We start from the raw sequence: 14,744 nt of genomic DNA on the forward strand, positions 1-14,744 counted from the left end.
GCCGCATCGTCACGATGGGCCAGGTCGTTGCCACCACCGGCGAGATCCGCAACATCCGTACGGGCAGCGAGCGCGTCGGCGGCAACGGCGTCGTGACGGTGCGCGTCGGCGACTACCAGCGCAGCGGGGACGACCAGACGCCGCAGACCTGGCAGGACCGCGGCTACCGCCGTACGAGTGGCCGGTTCCAGCAGGTGAGCGGCCCGACGCGGATGACAGCCAACCCGTACGTCACGGAGACCTCGCTCACCACCGGTGAGCTTGTGCTCGGCCCGGCGGTCGCCGGCTACCGGTACGGGACGCTGACCGTGGCCGTCCGGCACGGCTGGGGCGCCCGGCCCCGGCAGATCCAGCTCACCTTCTACCCCAGCGACGGCCTCGAGCGCACCGGCTCCGCGTGGCCGGCCGCGACGACGCACGGCGCCGGCAGCTTCGTGGTGTCCGTCGCTCCGCCGCCGGTGCGCGGGAGCGCGCACTACACGTTCGCCTTCCGCCGGCCGGCTGCGGTTTCCAGCGGCACCCTCGACCTCGAGGTCAACGGCGCCAACGCCGCCGGCTCGACGCTGAGCGAGGCCAACCCGTGGAACAACGGGTCGACGGTGACGATCCGGACCGCCGATTGATCAGACCAGCGGATCGCCCATGCGGCGGCGACGCCACCGACGACGGGCGCGGCCAAGTAGACAACCAGCAGATGGGTCTGTCCGGAGAACAGGGCCGGGCCGAGCTGGCGGGCCGGGTTCGCCGATCCGCCGGTGACCGTGCCGAACACGGCGCCCTGCAGACCGAACATCAACCCGACGATCCACGGCAGCGGCCACCCCGGCCGATGGTCCAGCACCCAGCACATCACGGTCACGATGACCCCCAGAACTGCGGCCTCGGCGAACGCGACCGCCGTGCTGTCCCAGCCGGCGGCCGGCTGGACGACCGCCCACCGGGCCGGCGCGTCCGACATCGCCGTGCCCCATGCCAGACGGGCGAGCGCAGCCGCGACGACCGAACCGGCCGTCTGCGCGGCCAGATACGGGAGCACCCGGCGGGCCGGCGTGCGCCCGTGGACGAACAGCGCCAGGGTGATCGCCGGATTCATGTGGGCGCCCGTCCAGCGTCCCAGCCGGGACACGGCGAAGGCCACGATGATCAGGCCGACCGTCATCGACACGACGGCACACCGGATCCGCAGATCGAGCGCCGTGGCCTCGGCGCCCGCCGTGGCCATACCCCAGCGCACCAGCGTGAAGACGGCGAACATGAACGCCGTCGTCAGGCCGAGCTCACCGAGAGCCGCACGGACGTCGTCGTCGTGCGGCCGGAACGTCGAGGCGCTTGCGGTGATCAGGACCATGTCTTCAGTCTGGGCGGGCGCACCCTCCTTGATCAGTGCCGATGGTCCCTTGATCACGCAGCGCCGCCGGCTGCCGCCGTGACGCCCAGAAAGACCAGGACCGCGACAGTCACGATCACGACGGCCGGTCGACGACCCATGACGACCTCTCAATGTGCGACGGCTATGTCGCGGCGGGCGAGTTCTCCTTCCCTCAGACGTATCGGCTGCCGGCGGCGCGCGGCAGGGCCGGAAGCTTCGGTCGGCAGGGCCGTCCGACTCTGCGCGACGGCCGCGGAATACCGGAACGTGACAGGCGGATCCACTGCGGAAAGGAGGTGGGTGATGAGCACCTCGGAGGAGACACGGGAAAGCACCGGCGCGGAGGATCTGCGCGCGGTGGCGGTTGCCCGGCTGCGCAAGAGGCGCGATCTGGGCGCGCATGTCCTGGCGTACGTGTTGGTGAATCTGCTCTTGAACGGCATCTGGTGGCTGACCACGCCGGGTGGGTTCTACTGGCCGATGTTCCCGATGCTCGGCTGGGGGATCGGGCTCGTGTTCCACGCCTGGGACGTGTTCGTCGGGTCGGCGCCGTCGGAGGAGGCGATCCGGCGCGAGATGGACCGGCTGAGCCGGCGCTGAGCTGGGCGAAGGTCCGATGAGGACGGGCCGGACGGCCCTGACAGCGTTAGCGACGCGGAGCTAACGTGCTAACTGAGGGAGGCGAGAGTCATGACAGCCACCAGCACCAAGCCCACCGGGGCCGCGCTCCGCCGCGAGCGCACCCGCCGTATCGGCCGCGAGGTCGGCGCCCTGGCGGTCAACGTCTACGAGCGCGGGGTCGCCGATGTCGTGGCGTTCGAGAAGGACGCCGCGAAGATCGCGCCGTACCCGTGGGTGAAGGAGGCGCTCACCACGAGCGCCGGGCTCATCGAGGACGTCGGCGCCGCGTACGTGAAGACGGCACGGCAAATCCTGAAGTAACCCCATCGAGGATCGGCCCGCGGGCTCAGCCCGCGGGCCGATCGCCGTCCGCCGCCGCGACGAAGGCGAGGTAGACCTCGGTCAGCGCCTGCCGCTGGCGCGAGGTGAGCCGCGGGTCCCGGGCGATCGCGGTCAGCACGGCCGGGGGCGGGTCCCATTCCGGGCCGGCCTCGCGCCGCAGCGCGTCCGCGGTGGTCCGCAGCGAGGTCGCGATGGCCTGCAACACCCGGTCCGACGGCGCCCGCAGACCGCGCTCGATCTGCGACAGGTACGGGCCGGAGATGCCGGCCATCGCGGCGAACCGGCGGACCGGGAACTCGGCCAGTTCCCGCCGGCGCCGGATGATCTCGCCGAGGCTGGGTGGCAGGCCGGCGGCCACGGTCAGGCCGCCGCCGGGACGTCGCGCCGCAGCGCCGCCGCGACGGTGACCTGAGCGGTGCGCAGGACCTCGTGCCGGCGCCGGCCGTCCATCAGATTGAGGCCGATCGCGGCCAGGTCGGCCGGGCCGGGGGTCAGCACGGTGACCCGGGCGCCGCCGCGCTCGACCTTGCGTCGCTCCCGGTCGAGCTGCACGGCGAACATCTGCCGCATGGCGCGTTCGGCGCGCCACGCGGGGCGCACTGGCCGGTCGGTCTCCCGGCTGGCCATCGGCGCCAGCACGTACACCTCGTCGAGTCGTACGGCGTGCAGCAGGTCGAGAGAGGCCGCGGAGCGCACGCCCCCGTCGACATAGCGGCGGTCGCCGATCCGGGTGGGCCGGTGCCAGCCGGGGATCGAGCAGGAGGCGACGACCGCGTCCGGCAGCGGGGCGGCGGGCTCGCCGGCCCGGCCGAACACGGCCCGGCGGCCGCACTCGTAGTCGACGCCGACGATCCAGGTGTCCCGCTCGGGCCATCGATCCGGGTCGTCGCGGACCAGGGTCTGCACGTATCGCCGCAGGGTGTGGTGCTCCGATCGCCCCTGCGGGAGCAGGGCGCTGGCCAGCACGGTCGGATGAACGCTGTGCGGGGCGAGGGCCGCGGTCGCCAGCAGGCGGGCCGAGCCGAGCCGCAGCCGCGGGGGCGGTGGCAGCCGGCCCGAGTCGTGCTCGAACTCGTGGGCGCCGGGCAGGTGCTCGCCACCCTCGCCGAGCTGGTGGGCGACCAGATCCGCCGGGGTGAACCCATGCCGGAGCGCGGCGGCCACGATGCTGCCGGCGCTGGTGCCGACGATGACGTCCGCTTCGTTCAGCGGGCGGCCGATCCGTTCCTCGACGGCGGCGAGGCCGCCGATCGTCCAGGCGGCTCCCAGGGTTCCGCCCGCGCCCAGCACCAGGCCCACGCGCTTGCCACTTGCCATGTCGCACCATCCGCACCGGTCATGGTGACCTGAGGCACATGGTGCCACGATCAGCGCGCCGCTGCCCACCGGCGAGCGAGCGCCGCGATCTCGTCGGCGATGTCCGGCTGGAGCGCTGCGGGCAGGTCGTGGCCCATACCGGGGTAAATCACCAGCTTCGCACCGGCGATGGCGTGGGCCGTGGCGCGGCCGCCGGCCGGCCGGATCAGCGGGTCGGCGTCGCCGTGCACGACCAGGGCCGGCAGGCGAAGGCGGCGCAGCATCGGCCGGCGGTCGGCGGCGGACACGATCGCCGCGAGCTGCCGGCGGATGCCGTCCGGGTCGTGCGCGAGGTCGAAGGCGCGGGCCGCCGCGGCCCGGATCTCCGCCTCGTCGTGCGGGTAGGCCGGCGAGCCGATGACCCGGAACACCCGGACCATGCGGTCGGCGGCCGCGGCCGGGTCGCGCACCGGCCCGGCCAGCAGCAGGGGGAGCACGTGCGGGGCCGGGCGGCCGATCCGCGGCGACGGCGTGGAGGACAAGGAGGTCAGGCTGCGTACCCGGTCGGGGTGGCGGACCGCGAGCGTCTGCGCGATCATGCCGCCGAGCGAGACGCCGACCACGTGCGCGCTCGCCCAACCCGCCGCGTCGAGCACGGCCAGCGCGTCGGCGGCCATGTCCGCGAGAGCGTATCCGGCACGCCGACGGCCCAGCAGCGACCGGACGGACGGCGCGCCCAGCCCGGTCAGGTGGGTGGAACGGCCGACGTCGCGATTGTCGAACCGGGCCACCCGGAAGCCGCGCTCCACGAGCAGCGTCCGGAACTGCTCCGGCCAGAAGTCCATGGACAGCCCGAGACCCATGATCAGGAGGAGGGGCTCACCCGGCGGGGGACCCTCGATCTCGTACGCGATCTCGAGCTCGCCGTGCCGCGCCGTGCTGATGGTCATGGTTCCAGCGTGACTCCCGCCATGCCGTGCCGGAACGGGCCGGACGGCCCTGGTGAGCGGACCTCCGGCGAGCGACGGTGGCAGAGGGTGACCGTCACCCGACCCGACCGCGGAGGGCATCGTGGAATACCTGAGCCCGTTGGACGCGTCCTTTCTGGACGCCGAGGACAAGGACCCGCACGCGTCGCTCGCCATCGCGTCGGTCGCCGTGCTCGACGGACCGGCGCCGAGCCAGGCGGAGTTCGCCGCGGCGATCCGCGGCCGGCTGGCGCTCGTGCCGCGCTACCGGCAGAAGGTGCGCCGCGTGCCGTTCAACCTGGGCCGGCCGGTCTGGGTCGACGACCCCGATTTCGACCTCGACTTCCACCTGCGCCGCACCGCTCTCACCGAGCCCGGCGACGACGCCGCCCTCGAGCGGCTGATCGGCCGGGTGATGTCGCAACGCCTGGACCGCGACCGGCCGCTCTGGGAGGACTGGCTGATCGAGGGCCTCGCCGGCGGTCGCTGGGCGCTGTTGTCCAAAGTGCACCACTGCATGATCGACGGTGTCACCGGCAACGAGCTTTATCGGCTGATCTGCGACACCACCCCCGAGTCCCGCCCGCCCGTCCCGGATACGTGGCAGCCCGAGGCGAGCGCCGGCGACCTGGATCTCACGCTCGACGCGCTCGGACGGCTGGCCCGCATGCCGTTCGAGCAGGCCCGGCAGATCGCCGCCGCGATCGGCGACCCCGACCGGACGATGAACCGGCTCGGCGTGCTCGCCCGCGGCGCCACCGCGATGGCCGAGGCCTTTCTGCCCGCCCCGCCGACCTCGCTCGCCGGGCCGCTGGGCCGGGCCCGCCGTTACGCCGTCGCCCGGATGCCGCTGTCCGACATCAAGGCGGTGGCCAAGGCGAACGGGACGACCGTCAACGACGTCTATCTCGCCGCCGTGGCCGGGGCGTTCCGGCGGATCCTGGACGCTCGCGGCGAGCGGCCCGAGGCCGGCGCGATCCGCACCCTGGTGCCGGTGAACGTCCGGCACGAGGACGCGCGGCACATCTTCGACAACCGGATCGCCTCACTGCTGCTGGATCTGCCGGTGGAGATCGACGACGCGCCCGGACGCCTGCGCGCGGTGCACGAGCGGATCGCCGCGCTGCGGGAACGGCACGAGGTGGAGGCGGGCGTCGCGCTGGTCGCGCTGGCCGACCAGGAGCCGTACGCGGCCGTGTCCTTCGTCATCCGCACGGCGCTGAGCCTGCCGCAGCGCGGGCTCGCCACGGTCACCACCAACGTGCCCGGCCCGCCCGTCCCGCTGTACGTCCTGGGCCGGCCGATCCGGGAGATCCTCCCCTACGTGCCGATCGCCGAACGCATGCGGATCGGCGTCGCCGTCATGACCTACGGCGGCCAAGCCGCGTTCGGTGTCACCACCGACTTCTCCGCGGTGCCCGAAGCACCGCAGTTCGCCGCCGCCGTGGTGGACGAGGTGGCGCGCATGCGGCCGGCAGCCCGGCATGTCGCCGCCCGGCGTCCGCGAGCCAAGTCTCATTCCCGCTCGGAAGGGAGCCGACATGTTGAATCTGGCCGTCATCCTGCGTGAGTCCGCCGCCGCCCGGCCGGACGCTCCGGCGGTGCTGCACGACGGCGGTGTCGTCACCTACGCCGAACTGGACGCCCGCTCCGACGCCCTGGCCGCGGGCCTGGCCGCCCGCGGCGTCCGGCCCGGCACGGCGATCGCCCTGCAGCTGCCGAACATCCCGGAATTCCTGGTCGCCTACTACGGCATCCTCAAGGCGGGCGGCGTCGTGGTGCCGATGAACGTGCTGCTGCGCGCCCCCGAGATCGCCTACCAACTGACCGACTCCGGCGCCCGCGCGCTGATCACGTGGGCGGGCACGGCCGCCGAAGCGGGCAAGGCCGCCGCCGAGGCCGGTGTCGGCGAGGTGTACGTCGTCGGCGCCGGCACCTTCGACGACCTCCTGGCGCCGGTGGCCGAGCCGCTGCCGCTGTGCGAGCGGGCGCCCGGCGACACCGCGGCCGTCGTTTACACCTCCGGCACCACCGGTGTGCCCAAGGGCGCCGAGCTGACCCACTTCCAGCTGTACATGAACGCCGACATCCCCGGGCGGCTGTTCGAAATCCGCCCCGATGACGTGGTGATCGCCGCGCTGCCGTTCTTCCACGTGTACGGCATGTCCAGCACGATGAACCTGGCCGTACGCTTCGGCGCGGCGCTGTCGCTCGTCCCCCGCTTCACCCCGGACCGGGTGCTCGCCACGATCGAACGCGACCGGGCCACCGTCTTCGACGGCGTGCCGACGATGTTCGGAGCGTTGCTGGCGAGCGCCCGGACCACCGACTACGACACGTCGTCGCTGCGCGTCTGCGTCTCCGGCGGCGATGCCATCCCGGCGCACGTGCTGGACGAGTTCGAGCGGCAGTTCCGGGTGCCGATCCTCGAGGGATACGGCATGACGGAGACCGCGTCGACGATCACCTTCAACCGCAGCCCGGAGGACCGCCGGATGTACAGCGTGGGCAAGCCGGTCTGGGGTGTCGAGGTCGAGGTCTGGGACGACGACGACCGCCGCCTGCCGCCCGGCCGCGGCCACATCGGCGAGCTGGTCACCCGCGGATACCACACGATGCGCCGCTACCACGGGCATCCGGCCGCCACCGCCGACGCGTTCCGCGGCGGCTGGTTCCACACCGGCGACCTGGGCTACGCCGACGCCGACGGCTTTTTCTACATCGTCGACCGCAAGAAGGAGCTGATCATCCGCGGCGGCTACAACGTGTATCCGCGCGAGGTGGAGGAGGTCCTCTACCGGCACCCGGACCTCATCGAGGCCGCCGTGATCGGCGTTCCGGATGAACGGCTGGGTCAGGAGGTCAAGGCGATCGTCGTGCCCGCACCCGGGCGTACGCCGGCCGCCGGCGACATCGTCGAGTACTGCCGCGAGCGGCTGGCGGCCTACAAGTACCCGCGGCTCGTCGAGCTCCGGGACGAACTGCCGTTGACCGCCTCCGGCAAGGTCGCCAAGAAGGAACTCGTCTGACAGCGATGGCCGCCGTCCGCGATTCGCGGACGGCGGCCATGAGGATGGGACGCAGGTCAGGTGTAGGCGACCGTGATGGCGCCGGTCGTCGCGTTCCACGTGATGCTGCCGTGGACGAAGGTGTTGCTCCGCCCCACGGAGACCGTGTGCTCGTCGCTGGTCGGCGCGCCGAGCCTGCTGCTCATGCCACCCAGGCTGAGGTAGCGGGCGAGGATGGCCCCGTGCACCTCGTGCGCGCCGGTGGCCGAGGTCCAGTAGATGTTGCCGCCCTGGAACTGCGAGCCGTAGCCGCCGGTCAGCTTCACCTCGTCGGAGAGCGGATACTTCAGGAAACCGGCCTCGGCACCCAGCGCCAGGTATTTGGTGTGGATGCCCCCCTGCACCACGTGGCCGCCACCGGCCGCGGCGAGCCAGTAGATCGAGCCGCCCTGGAACCGGCTGTACCAGCCACCACCGGCCCCGACCATCTCGTCGGTGACCGGGAACTTCAGCGCCGACGTCACCGTGCCGAACGCCACGTACTTGGCCAGGATCCCGTTCCAGACGAACTTGGCCCCGGTCGCCGGCGAGTAGTAGAACCGTCCCCGCTGGAACCGCTGCACCGCGGTGCCCGTGGTGGTGGCGACCATCTCGGCGGTGGTCGCGGCGCCGAACGGCGATGCCGAGCCGCCGGCCGCCAGGTACTTGGCCCGGAACGCGTTCTTGGTGACTGCCTGCCAGGGGCTCACGAAGCCGTACCCCATGCCCTTGAGCTTGTCGATGATCAGTTGCAGGTTGCCCGGGTCGCTGGACGGGGTCGTCACGTGCATCACGATGATCGCGCCCGGAACCGTGTAGCGGTCGATCCGCGCGCTCACCGTCGCCCAGTCAGCGGCCTGGTAGCCGGTGGTGTCGAAGGTCCAGTCCAGGTTGATGTAGAAGCCGCGCAGCGCCAGATCGCGGTTGAGGCCCGCGTCGAGGTAACCGGAGCGGTACGGCGCCCGGAACCACCCGGCGGACGAGATCCCGGCGTTGCGGAAGGCGGTCTCCGTGCGGTCGAGCTGCGACCAGCGCTCCGCCTGCGTCAGCGTCATGAAGTCCGGGTGGCTCCAGCTGTGGTTGAAGATCTTGTGGCCCTGTGCGGCGATGGTCGCCGCCTCGGCGGGGTTCTGCTCGGCGAACCGCCCGGTCATCCCGAAGCCACCGGTGATGCCGTTGGCGGCGAAGACCCGCAGCACGGTCTCGAGGTTCGCCTTGCTCACCGCGTTCTCGGCCGCAGTGCCGGTCCGCCAGTCCAGGTCGAAGGTCAGGCTCGCCACCTTCGTGGTGTCGTAGCCGCGGGTGAACACGGCCGCCTGGCCGGGCGTCGTGTCCGCCGCGAGCGCGGGCCTCGCCGCCACCAGCCCCATCGCGGTGACGGCCAGGACCGCGAGGGAGCCCACGGTCCGTAGCGTTCTCACGGAAATCACCTCCGGGCGTGGGCTTCGTCGCCCACGCCTCGCCTCCACTGTCCATCGCCGACCGGCCCTTGTTCAGGGTCGTTCGCCCCGTTGTATTCGGGTGATTTCGGCCGGGTCAGTATTTGCCGCGGACGACCACCACCGGGCAGTGCGCGTGCTGGGCGCAGAGCTGACTCACCGAGCCGAGCAGCGTGCCCGCGAAGCCGCCGTGGCCGCGGGAGCCGACCACCAGCAGGGCAGCGCCGGCCGACGCGTCGATCAGGACCTGGGCGGGGTGTCCGGGCAGCACGGTCTCGATCACCTCGACCTCCGGGGCGTCGAAGTCGAGCGCTTCCTGAACCGAATCGCTCAGCAGCTTGCCCGCGGCGGCGCCGAGATCCTCGTACCCGATCACGGCGCGCCCGGTGTGCATGGGCACCTCCCACGCGATGACGGCGCGCACCCGCGAGCCGGTCGATCGTGCCTGGTCCAGAGCCCACCTCAAGGCGGCCTTGGACGGAGCTGAGCCGTCCACGCCCACCAGGACTTCCCCGGCGTTGGTCATGGTGACCTCCTCAACGACCGCTACCTGATCAGCCGGCCGCGAACCCGATGCCGGTGCCCAGCGCGGAACGGTCGTCGATCTCGTAGCTCAGTTGGTCGGATATGTCGGCAACGCCGGCCACCTGGTGAGTCAGCCGGACGGCCGCGTCCGCGGTGGACCACTGCTCGACGTGCCCGGCCAGGCTGACCACGCCGTCGGTGACCGTCACGGTGACACCCTCGGCCCGGCCGGCGAGCGGCCCACGGAGCACGCCGGTCTCGATGTCCCGCCGGATGTCGTCGTCCGGGCGCAGGTGCACCTTGAGCAGGTCGCCGCGAGTCACGACGCCGATCAGCCGGCCCAGGTCGTCCACCACCGGCAGGCGCTTGACCTTCTCCGCGTCCATCTTCCGGGCCGCCGCCGGGACCGTCGTCCCGGTCAGCACGGTGACCGCCGGGGTGCTCATCAGGTCACCCGCGGTCCGGGCCCCCGCCTTGCCACGCTCCTGCCGGCGACGGCGGCCCTCGAACATCCGGGGCGCCTCGTCCCCCGCGTACTCGATCTTGCGCAGCAGGTCCGCCTCGCTCACCACGCCCATGACCCGCAGGAACGCATCCACCACCGGCACGGCACTGATCCGATGCTCGACCAGCGTGTCCACCACCGACCGGTAGGAAGCGCCCTGATCGACGGAAACAACCGCCGCAGTCATCACGTCGTCCACGGTCCAGTTCTTCATCACGTACCTCCCTTCTCCCCTGACGCTAGGACCACCCGCCGCCGACCGGCAGGGCCGGAAGGCCCGACCATCCCATCCGCTGGGGACCTCCGGCCCTGACCGCGCCCGGCGCAACGGACCATCGTGGACCTGGTACCGCTCGGTCGTGAGCCGGGCGGTGTCGAAAGGAGGCGTCATGAGTACCCGGCATCTGATCGTGGTCGGCGTGGACGGCTCGGACGGCGGACGACGCGCGCTCGACTGGGCCGTGCGCGAGGCGGACGCCCGCGGCGGCGCGGTTCAGGCCGTCACTGCCTGGTCCTGGGACGGCCTGGAGTTCGGACCCGTCACCGCGACCAACCCGAACGAAGCCCGGGAGCGGGCCACGCGCATGCTCGACGACGAGATCCGGGCGCTGGTCGCCCGGCACGGCTCGCACGTCCCGGTCGCCACCGAGGTCATCGAGGGAAGCCCCGGCGAGACGCTCGCCCGAGCCGCCCGCTCGGCCGACCTGCTGGTCCTCGGCAGCCACGGGCACAGCCGGGTCCGGCGTACCGTGCTCGGCTCGGTCAGCGAAGCCTGCATCCGCCACGCGACCTGCCCGGTCGTCGTCGTGCCCGTCCCGGCGCCAGTGCGCTCCGGCGCCGAGCCGGTCCCCCGCGGCTGACATGACACCGCAGACGCCACAACCCGTCGCCGTCGGCGTCGGCGGCGCCGGTGGCTGGCGGGCCCTGGCCTGGGCCGCCGAGATGGCCGCGCGCACCGGCGACCGGCTCGTGCTGCTGCATGTCTGCGTGCCCGGCTCGCCGCTGGACCGGATCGTCAGCGACCCGGCGGCGGCCGAGATCGAGGTGGTCGAGCCGGCTCTGGCGCGGGCGTACGCGAGCGTCGGAGCCCGGCTCGGCCGATCCCGCGCCACTCTCAAGATCCGTGCCGGGGCGCCGTCGGACCAGCTCGTCGACGCCTCGGCCGGCGCGCGATTGCTGATCATCGGCGACGGAGAGGGTGGCCGGACCATGTGTCGCGTCGTTCGCCAGGCGCACTGTCCGGTCGTCGTCGTCCGGCCGGGCGACCCGGCGGCCCATGGCCCGTTCCACGGCCATGTCGTGGCCGGCGTGGACTCGAGCACGGCGAGCCGTGCCGCTCTGGAGGTGGCCTACGAGTACGCCGCGAACCGCCGGCTGCCGCTCGCCGCGATCCACGTGACGGACGGGCCACCGGGCGATGGCGCCCGGTTGCTCTCCGATGCCGTCACGCCGTGGCGGCGGATGTTTCCGGCCGTCCCGACGCGCTGCGAGGTGCTCGCGGGCCCGGTCGGCGAGGGGCTCATCCGGACCGGCGTGGGCGCCGGCCTGCTGGTGGTCGGCGACAAGCGGCGCGGCGTCATCGGCCGCGCCCGCACCGGGGACGTGCCGCTGACCGTCGCCACCGAAGCGCCGTGCCCGGTCGCGGTGGTGCCGCTGGCACAGCGCGACGCCGAACGATGGTGAGTCACAGGGAGGTAGTCATGACACCGATCGCCGCCCCCGTGCGGGTCCCGGCGTGGACCGACCCGGCGACCTTCCCGGACAACGACGTCCTCCGAAACCCGCCCGGCAGTCTCGACCTCGAGCAACGTGCACACCTGGCGCTGCTCGCCGAGCGCATCCGGGCCGCCCACGACCTGCTGCTCGCTCTCGGCGCTCGATACGCGGCGCTACCGACCCAGTTCGCCGACGCTCAGGCCCGGGAGATGGCGTTGCTGAGCGCGCTGCACCGCCGGTATGCCCCGGGAGAACCGGTCCACGCCTCGCCGGCTGCCGGGCAATACGCCGACCCTACGGTGCAGACCGAATATGACCGGCTTCTCGAACGGGGTCGCACCGGTCGCGCCGAGGCGGCACCGTCGATCGCCGAGGCCTTGCGCGGCGTGCTCGAGCTCCTCGACGCCGACCTTCCGCGGGTCTCGGCGGCCGACGTTCACGAGGCGTACTCCCGGCTCTGCGCCGCCACCGTCCGGCAGCTTCAGGCCGTCCAGGCCTGGAGTTCGCGCTGAACTGCGGGCACGGAGTCGTGCACCTCGGCGACGGCGTCTCCGCTGACGGGGTCGAAGAAGTAGGCGTCCCGCAGATCCACGGCCAGGGGCACGGGGTGTCCGATGGTCAGGTCGGCATGCTGGGTGACCTTGGCGGTCCACAGCTGGGTGCCGGAGCTCTCGTCCACGGTGAGGGGTACGTCGTCCGCCGCCACCCGTGTCGTGCTCGAACCGGGCGTCGGCGCCTCGAACAGCAGGTGCTTCTCGTCGCCGAGCGACTCGACGCCCAGCGGCACGATTGCCAGCGTGGCCGTCCCGGGCGACTCGGCCAGCGAGAACGCCGCCGGCCGCAGGCCGACAACGACCGGAGCACCGAGATACCGGGCAAGGCTGGGCCGCCGATGCACCGCGCCGGGCACCTCGAACTCCTGTCCACCCAGCCGCAGGGTGACCCGGTCCGGCACGCCGCCGAGCTCGACGGTCGCGAAGTTCATGCTCGGCGAACCCATGAACCCGGCCACGAACCGGTTGATGGGCGACCGGTACAACTCCTCCGGGGTGCCCACCTGCTGCAGCCGGCCCTTGTCGATGACCGCGATCCGGTCGCCGAGCGTCATCGCCTCCACCTGGTCGTGGGTGACGTACACGGTGGTGATGCGGTAGCGCTGGTGCAGCCGGGCCAACTCGGCGCGCATGGACACCCGCAGCTTGGCATCGAGATTGGACAGCGGCTCGTCGAGCAGGAAGACCCGCGGCTGGCGGACCATCGCCCGCCCCATGGCGACCCGCTGCCGCTGCCCACCGGACAGGGCGGCGGGCTTGCGGTCGATCAGCGCCGCCAGGCCCAGCAGGCCCGCGGTCTCCTCGACCTTCTGGCGCGCCTCGTCCTTGTCCATATGCCGCAGCTTGAGGGCGAAGCCCATGTTCTGCCGCACCGTCATGTGCGGGTACAGGGCGTAATTCTGGAACACCATGGCGATGTCGCGCGCCTTGGGCGCCCAGTCGGTCACCTGCTCGTCATCGATGAACACATCACCGCGGCTGACGTTCTCCAGCCCCGCGATCATCCGCAGGACCGTCGACTTGCCGCACCCGGACGGTCCCACCAGCACGAGAAACTCGCCGTCGCCGATGGTCAGGCTCAGATCGTCGACCGCCGTGGTGCCGCCGGGAAAAGTCTTCGTCAGATGTTCCAACCGCACGACCGACATGACGCGCCTCCGTCGCGGACCACCGCCGCGCACCCGCGTGGCGGCCACACGCCCAGTACACCGCCGCGAGATCATCGCCGGCAGTGCCGAGCGGCCGTACCGACCGGGTCGCTGGTCCCACCGGTGGCCCCGCCGCCACCTGCCGGACGGCGGGACCATCGGCCCTGCCCGCGCGGCTTGGCCGGTGCGACGCTGCGGGAAGAGAAACGGCCGGCTAGCGAGAGCGAGGAGATGGCGATGATCGCGCACGTCGGCGACCGCATAGTCCTCAAAGGAACGCATGTGGGCGACAGCACCCGGGTCGGGATCGTCACGGCACTGCGTCACCCCGACGGCACACCGCCGTACGAGGTGCGCTGGCTGGACGACGGACATGTCGGGCTGATCTTTCCGGGCCCCGAGGCGCACATCGAGCCTGCCCCCGATCCCGCCTGACATGGGACGTCGCCGGCCCGACCCGAGGTGCCCGCTTCGTCCCGGTGAACCGTGCACGCTCTGCGAGATGGGCGCCACCGGTCCACAGGATTGCCCGCTGGTCTACCTGGTGATGACGGACGACGAGTTGAGGGCCGGAGTACATGAGGCCGCCGTCCGCGCCCGGTCGGCCCAGCGGCCGGTCGCCCGCCCAACGGGCTGAGCGGAAGGAGACCTTCATGCTCGACCGACAGAGAACCGCGAACGCGGCAGCGGACCTGCGCATCCGCTGCCAGCTTCGGCTCGGCGCGCCGGATACTGCGCGACTGGTCGCTCGCCGCTCAGCTGGTCGTCGTCGGCGACCAGGGCCACGGCGGCTTCGCGGGCCTGCTCCTCGGCTCGCGGCGGCCGGCGGGGCGCCGAGCAGCGCCGTGGTCTCGTACCAGGCGCAGGCCGTTCCGGTCAGCAGCGCGGCGATGGCCGCGGCGGTGGTTGTCCCGTACGCCGGGAGCACGATCGACCGTACGCTCGGAACCCGCGTCCGCAGAAAAACGGCCATCTCGCGCCGGGCGTCGAGCGCCAGCGCGGACGCGGCGATCAGCACGACGACGAGCAGGCCGATCTGCGACGCGTTGCCGGCGAACTGGGCGATGCCGTCGGCCGGAGTGGGCGGCGGGAACCGCACCTCGACGCCCTCGGTGCCGACGGCGCCGAGGATTTCCGCGAGGTAGCGGGCGGTCAGTGGGCCGGTGAGGCCGAAGAACGCGTACACCGAGAGAAGCGCGAGAAGACGGCGCGTC

18 protein-coding genes are annotated in these 14,744 nt (G+C 72.4%); 10 read left to right on the plus strand and 8 right to left on the minus strand.

Annotated elements, in window-relative coordinates:
• Nucleotides 1–475 precede the first annotated feature (475 nt).
• The gene (locus ACFQS1_RS27355) at nucleotides 476–1,348 is read right to left on the minus strand and encodes an MIP/aquaporin family protein (RefSeq protein ID WP_378973668.1); all 873 of its coding nucleotides are present in this window, start codon (nucleotides 1,346–1,348) and stop codon (nucleotides 476–478) included.
• A 324-nt stretch (nucleotides 1,349–1,672) separates the two neighbouring features.
• Here ACFQS1_RS27355 and ACFQS1_RS27360 point away from each other — a divergent pair, with 324 nt between their 5' ends.
• A complete protein-coding gene (locus ACFQS1_RS27360) occupies nucleotides 1,673–1,969 on the plus strand; it encodes a 2TM domain-containing protein (RefSeq protein WP_378973671.1) in 297 nt (98 codons plus the stop codon).
• A 90-nt stretch (nucleotides 1,970–2,059) separates the two neighbouring features.
• Nucleotides 2,060–2,311 carry a hypothetical protein gene (locus ACFQS1_RS27365; protein ID WP_378973674.1) on the plus strand — a complete coding sequence of 84 codons (252 nt, stop codon included), beginning with the start codon at nucleotides 2,060–2,062 and terminating at the stop codon, nucleotides 2,309–2,311.
• 25 nt (nucleotides 2,312–2,336) lie between these two features.
• Here ACFQS1_RS27365 and ACFQS1_RS27370 read toward each other — a convergent pair whose 3' ends face one another.
• The 3 genes from ACFQS1_RS27370 to ACFQS1_RS27380 are packed head-to-tail and all read right to left on the minus strand — an operon-like array spanning nucleotide 2,337 to nucleotide 4,578.
• The gene (locus ACFQS1_RS27370) at nucleotides 2,337–2,690 is read right to left on the minus strand and encodes a helix-turn-helix domain-containing protein (protein WP_378973676.1); all 354 of its coding nucleotides are present in this window, start codon (nucleotides 2,688–2,690) and stop codon (nucleotides 2,337–2,339) included.
• 2 nt (nucleotides 2,691–2,692) lie between these two features.
• Entirely contained in the window at nucleotides 2,693–3,649 is a 957-nt protein-coding gene (locus ACFQS1_RS27375) for a patatin-like phospholipase family protein (protein ID WP_378973679.1), read from the minus strand.
• A 50-nt stretch (nucleotides 3,650–3,699) separates the two neighbouring features.
• Entirely contained in the window at nucleotides 3,700–4,578 is an 879-nt protein-coding gene (locus ACFQS1_RS27380; RefSeq protein WP_378973682.1) for an alpha/beta fold hydrolase, read from the minus strand.
• Nucleotides 4,579–4,699: 121 nt separating this feature from the next.
• Between ACFQS1_RS27380 and ACFQS1_RS27385 the strand changes: the two genes are divergently transcribed.
• Nucleotides 4,700–6,166, plus strand: coding sequence for a WS/DGAT/MGAT family O-acyltransferase (locus tag ACFQS1_RS27385; protein ID WP_378973684.1), 1,467 nt, complete (start codon nucleotides 4,700–4,702; stop codon nucleotides 6,164–6,166).
• Nucleotides 6,138–7,625 carry a long-chain-fatty-acid--CoA ligase gene (locus tag ACFQS1_RS27390; protein ID WP_378973687.1) on the plus strand — a complete coding sequence of 496 codons (1,488 nt, stop codon included), beginning with the start codon at nucleotides 6,138–6,140 and terminating at the stop codon, nucleotides 7,623–7,625. The genes ACFQS1_RS27385 and ACFQS1_RS27390 overlap by 29 nt, the downstream gene beginning before the upstream one ends.
• A gap of 56 nt (nucleotides 7,626–7,681) precedes the next feature.
• Here the strand turns inward: ACFQS1_RS27390 and ACFQS1_RS27395 are convergent, their stop codons facing one another.
• The 3 genes from ACFQS1_RS27395 to ACFQS1_RS27405 form a co-directional block, all read right to left on the minus strand.
• Nucleotides 7,682–9,064, minus strand: a complete 1,383-nt coding sequence (locus ACFQS1_RS27395; RefSeq protein ID WP_378973689.1) for a polysaccharide deacetylase family protein — start codon at nucleotides 9,062–9,064, stop codon at nucleotides 7,682–7,684.
• A 115-nt stretch (nucleotides 9,065–9,179) separates the two neighbouring features.
• Entirely contained in the window at nucleotides 9,180–9,608 is a 429-nt protein-coding gene (locus tag ACFQS1_RS27400; protein ID WP_378973691.1) for a universal stress protein, read from the minus strand.
• Nucleotides 9,609–9,636: 28 nt separating this feature from the next.
• Nucleotides 9,637–10,326 carry a CBS domain-containing protein gene (locus tag ACFQS1_RS27405; RefSeq protein ID WP_378973693.1) on the minus strand — a complete coding sequence of 230 codons (690 nt, stop codon included), beginning with the start codon at nucleotides 10,324–10,326 and terminating at the stop codon, nucleotides 9,637–9,639.
• Nucleotides 10,327–10,501: 175 nt separating this feature from the next.
• Here ACFQS1_RS27405 and ACFQS1_RS27410 point away from each other — a divergent pair, with 175 nt between their 5' ends.
• The 3 genes from ACFQS1_RS27410 to ACFQS1_RS27420 are packed head-to-tail and all read left to right on the plus strand — an operon-like array spanning nucleotide 10,502 to nucleotide 12,340.
• On the plus strand, nucleotides 10,502–10,972 hold the full coding sequence (locus tag ACFQS1_RS27410; RefSeq protein ID WP_378973696.1) for a universal stress protein: 471 nt from the start codon (nucleotides 10,502–10,504) through the stop codon (nucleotides 10,970–10,972).
• 1 nt (nucleotide 10,973) lies between these two features.
• Nucleotides 10,974–11,795, plus strand: a complete 822-nt coding sequence (locus ACFQS1_RS27415; protein ID WP_378973698.1) for a universal stress protein — start codon at nucleotides 10,974–10,976, stop codon at nucleotides 11,793–11,795.
• Nucleotides 11,796–11,812: 17 nt separating this feature from the next.
• On the plus strand, nucleotides 11,813–12,340 hold the full coding sequence (locus ACFQS1_RS27420) for a ferritin family protein (RefSeq protein ID WP_378973701.1): 528 nt from the start codon (nucleotides 11,813–11,815) through the stop codon (nucleotides 12,338–12,340).
• Here ACFQS1_RS27420 and ACFQS1_RS27425 read toward each other — a convergent pair.
• Complete coding sequence (locus ACFQS1_RS27425) at nucleotides 12,310–13,530, minus strand: ABC transporter ATP-binding protein (RefSeq protein ID WP_378973703.1); 1,221 nt, start codon at nucleotides 13,528–13,530, stop codon at nucleotides 12,310–12,312. The genes ACFQS1_RS27420 and ACFQS1_RS27425 overlap by 31 nt on opposite strands.
• A 237-nt stretch (nucleotides 13,531–13,767) precedes the next feature.
• On the opposite strand from ACFQS1_RS27425, the gene ACFQS1_RS27430 reads away from it, so the two are divergent.
• From ACFQS1_RS27430 to ACFQS1_RS27440, 3 genes are all read left to right on the plus strand, one after another.
• Nucleotides 13,768–13,965, plus strand: coding sequence for a DUF1918 domain-containing protein (locus ACFQS1_RS27430; RefSeq protein ID WP_378973706.1), 198 nt, complete (start codon nucleotides 13,768–13,770; stop codon nucleotides 13,963–13,965).
• A gap of 1 nt (nucleotide 13,966) precedes the next feature.
• A complete protein-coding gene (locus ACFQS1_RS27435) occupies nucleotides 13,967–14,167 on the plus strand; it encodes a DUF6767 domain-containing protein (RefSeq protein WP_378973708.1) in 201 nt (66 codons plus the stop codon).
• A 208-nt stretch (nucleotides 14,168–14,375) separates the two neighbouring features.
• Nucleotides 14,376–14,675, plus strand: coding sequence for a hypothetical protein (locus ACFQS1_RS27440; RefSeq protein ID WP_378973710.1), 300 nt, complete (start codon nucleotides 14,376–14,378; stop codon nucleotides 14,673–14,675).
• The last annotated feature ends 69 nt before the right edge of the window (nucleotides 14,676–14,744 follow it).

This window comes from Paractinoplanes rhizophilus (assembly GCF_042664765.1).
Lineage (GTDB): Bacteria > Actinomycetota > Actinomycetes > Mycobacteriales > Micromonosporaceae > Actinoplanes > Actinoplanes rhizophilus.

What these genes read in the sequence shown, in the direction of transcription:
- ACFQS1_RS27355 (WP_378973668.1), bottom strand. Translation starts at nt 1,348, where the DNA reads ATGGTCCTGATCACCGCAAGCGCCTCGACGTTCCGGCCGCACGACGAC.
- ACFQS1_RS27360 (WP_378973671.1), top strand. Translation starts at nt 1,673, where the DNA reads ATGAGCACCTCGGAGGAGACACGGGAAAGCACCGGCGCGGAGGATCTG.
- ACFQS1_RS27365 (WP_378973674.1), top strand. Translation starts at nt 2,060, where the DNA reads ATGACAGCCACCAGCACCAAGCCCACCGGGGCCGCGCTCCGCCGCGAG.
- ACFQS1_RS27375 (WP_378973679.1), bottom strand. Translation starts at nt 3,649, where the DNA reads ATGGCAAGTGGCAAGCGCGTGGGCCTGGTGCTGGGCGCGGGCGGAACC.
- ACFQS1_RS27380 (WP_378973682.1), bottom strand. Translation starts at nt 4,578, where the DNA reads ATGACCATCAGCACGGCGCGGCACGGCGAGCTCGAGATCGCGTACGAG.
- ACFQS1_RS27390 (WP_378973687.1), top strand. Translation starts at nt 6,138, where the DNA reads ATGTTGAATCTGGCCGTCATCCTGCGTGAGTCCGCCGCCGCCCGGCCG.
- ACFQS1_RS27400 (WP_378973691.1), bottom strand. Translation starts at nt 9,608, where the DNA reads ATGACCAACGCCGGGGAAGTCCTGGTGGGCGTGGACGGCTCAGCTCCG.
- ACFQS1_RS27405 (WP_378973693.1), bottom strand. Translation starts at nt 10,326, where the DNA reads ATGAAGAACTGGACCGTGGACGACGTGATGACTGCGGCGGTTGTTTCC.
- ACFQS1_RS27410 (WP_378973696.1), top strand. Translation starts at nt 10,502, where the DNA reads ATGAGTACCCGGCATCTGATCGTGGTCGGCGTGGACGGCTCGGACGGC.
- ACFQS1_RS27415 (WP_378973698.1), top strand. Translation starts at nt 10,974, where the DNA reads ATGACACCGCAGACGCCACAACCCGTCGCCGTCGGCGTCGGCGGCGCC.
- ACFQS1_RS27420 (WP_378973701.1), top strand. Translation starts at nt 11,813, where the DNA reads ATGACACCGATCGCCGCCCCCGTGCGGGTCCCGGCGTGGACCGACCCG.
- ACFQS1_RS27425 (WP_378973703.1), bottom strand. Translation starts at nt 13,530, where the DNA reads ATGTCGGTCGTGCGGTTGGAACATCTGACGAAGACTTTTCCCGGCGGC.
- ACFQS1_RS27430 (WP_378973706.1), top strand. Translation starts at nt 13,768, where the DNA reads ATGATCGCGCACGTCGGCGACCGCATAGTCCTCAAAGGAACGCATGTG.
- ACFQS1_RS27435 (WP_378973708.1), top strand. Translation starts at nt 13,967, where the DNA reads ATGGGACGTCGCCGGCCCGACCCGAGGTGCCCGCTTCGTCCCGGTGAA.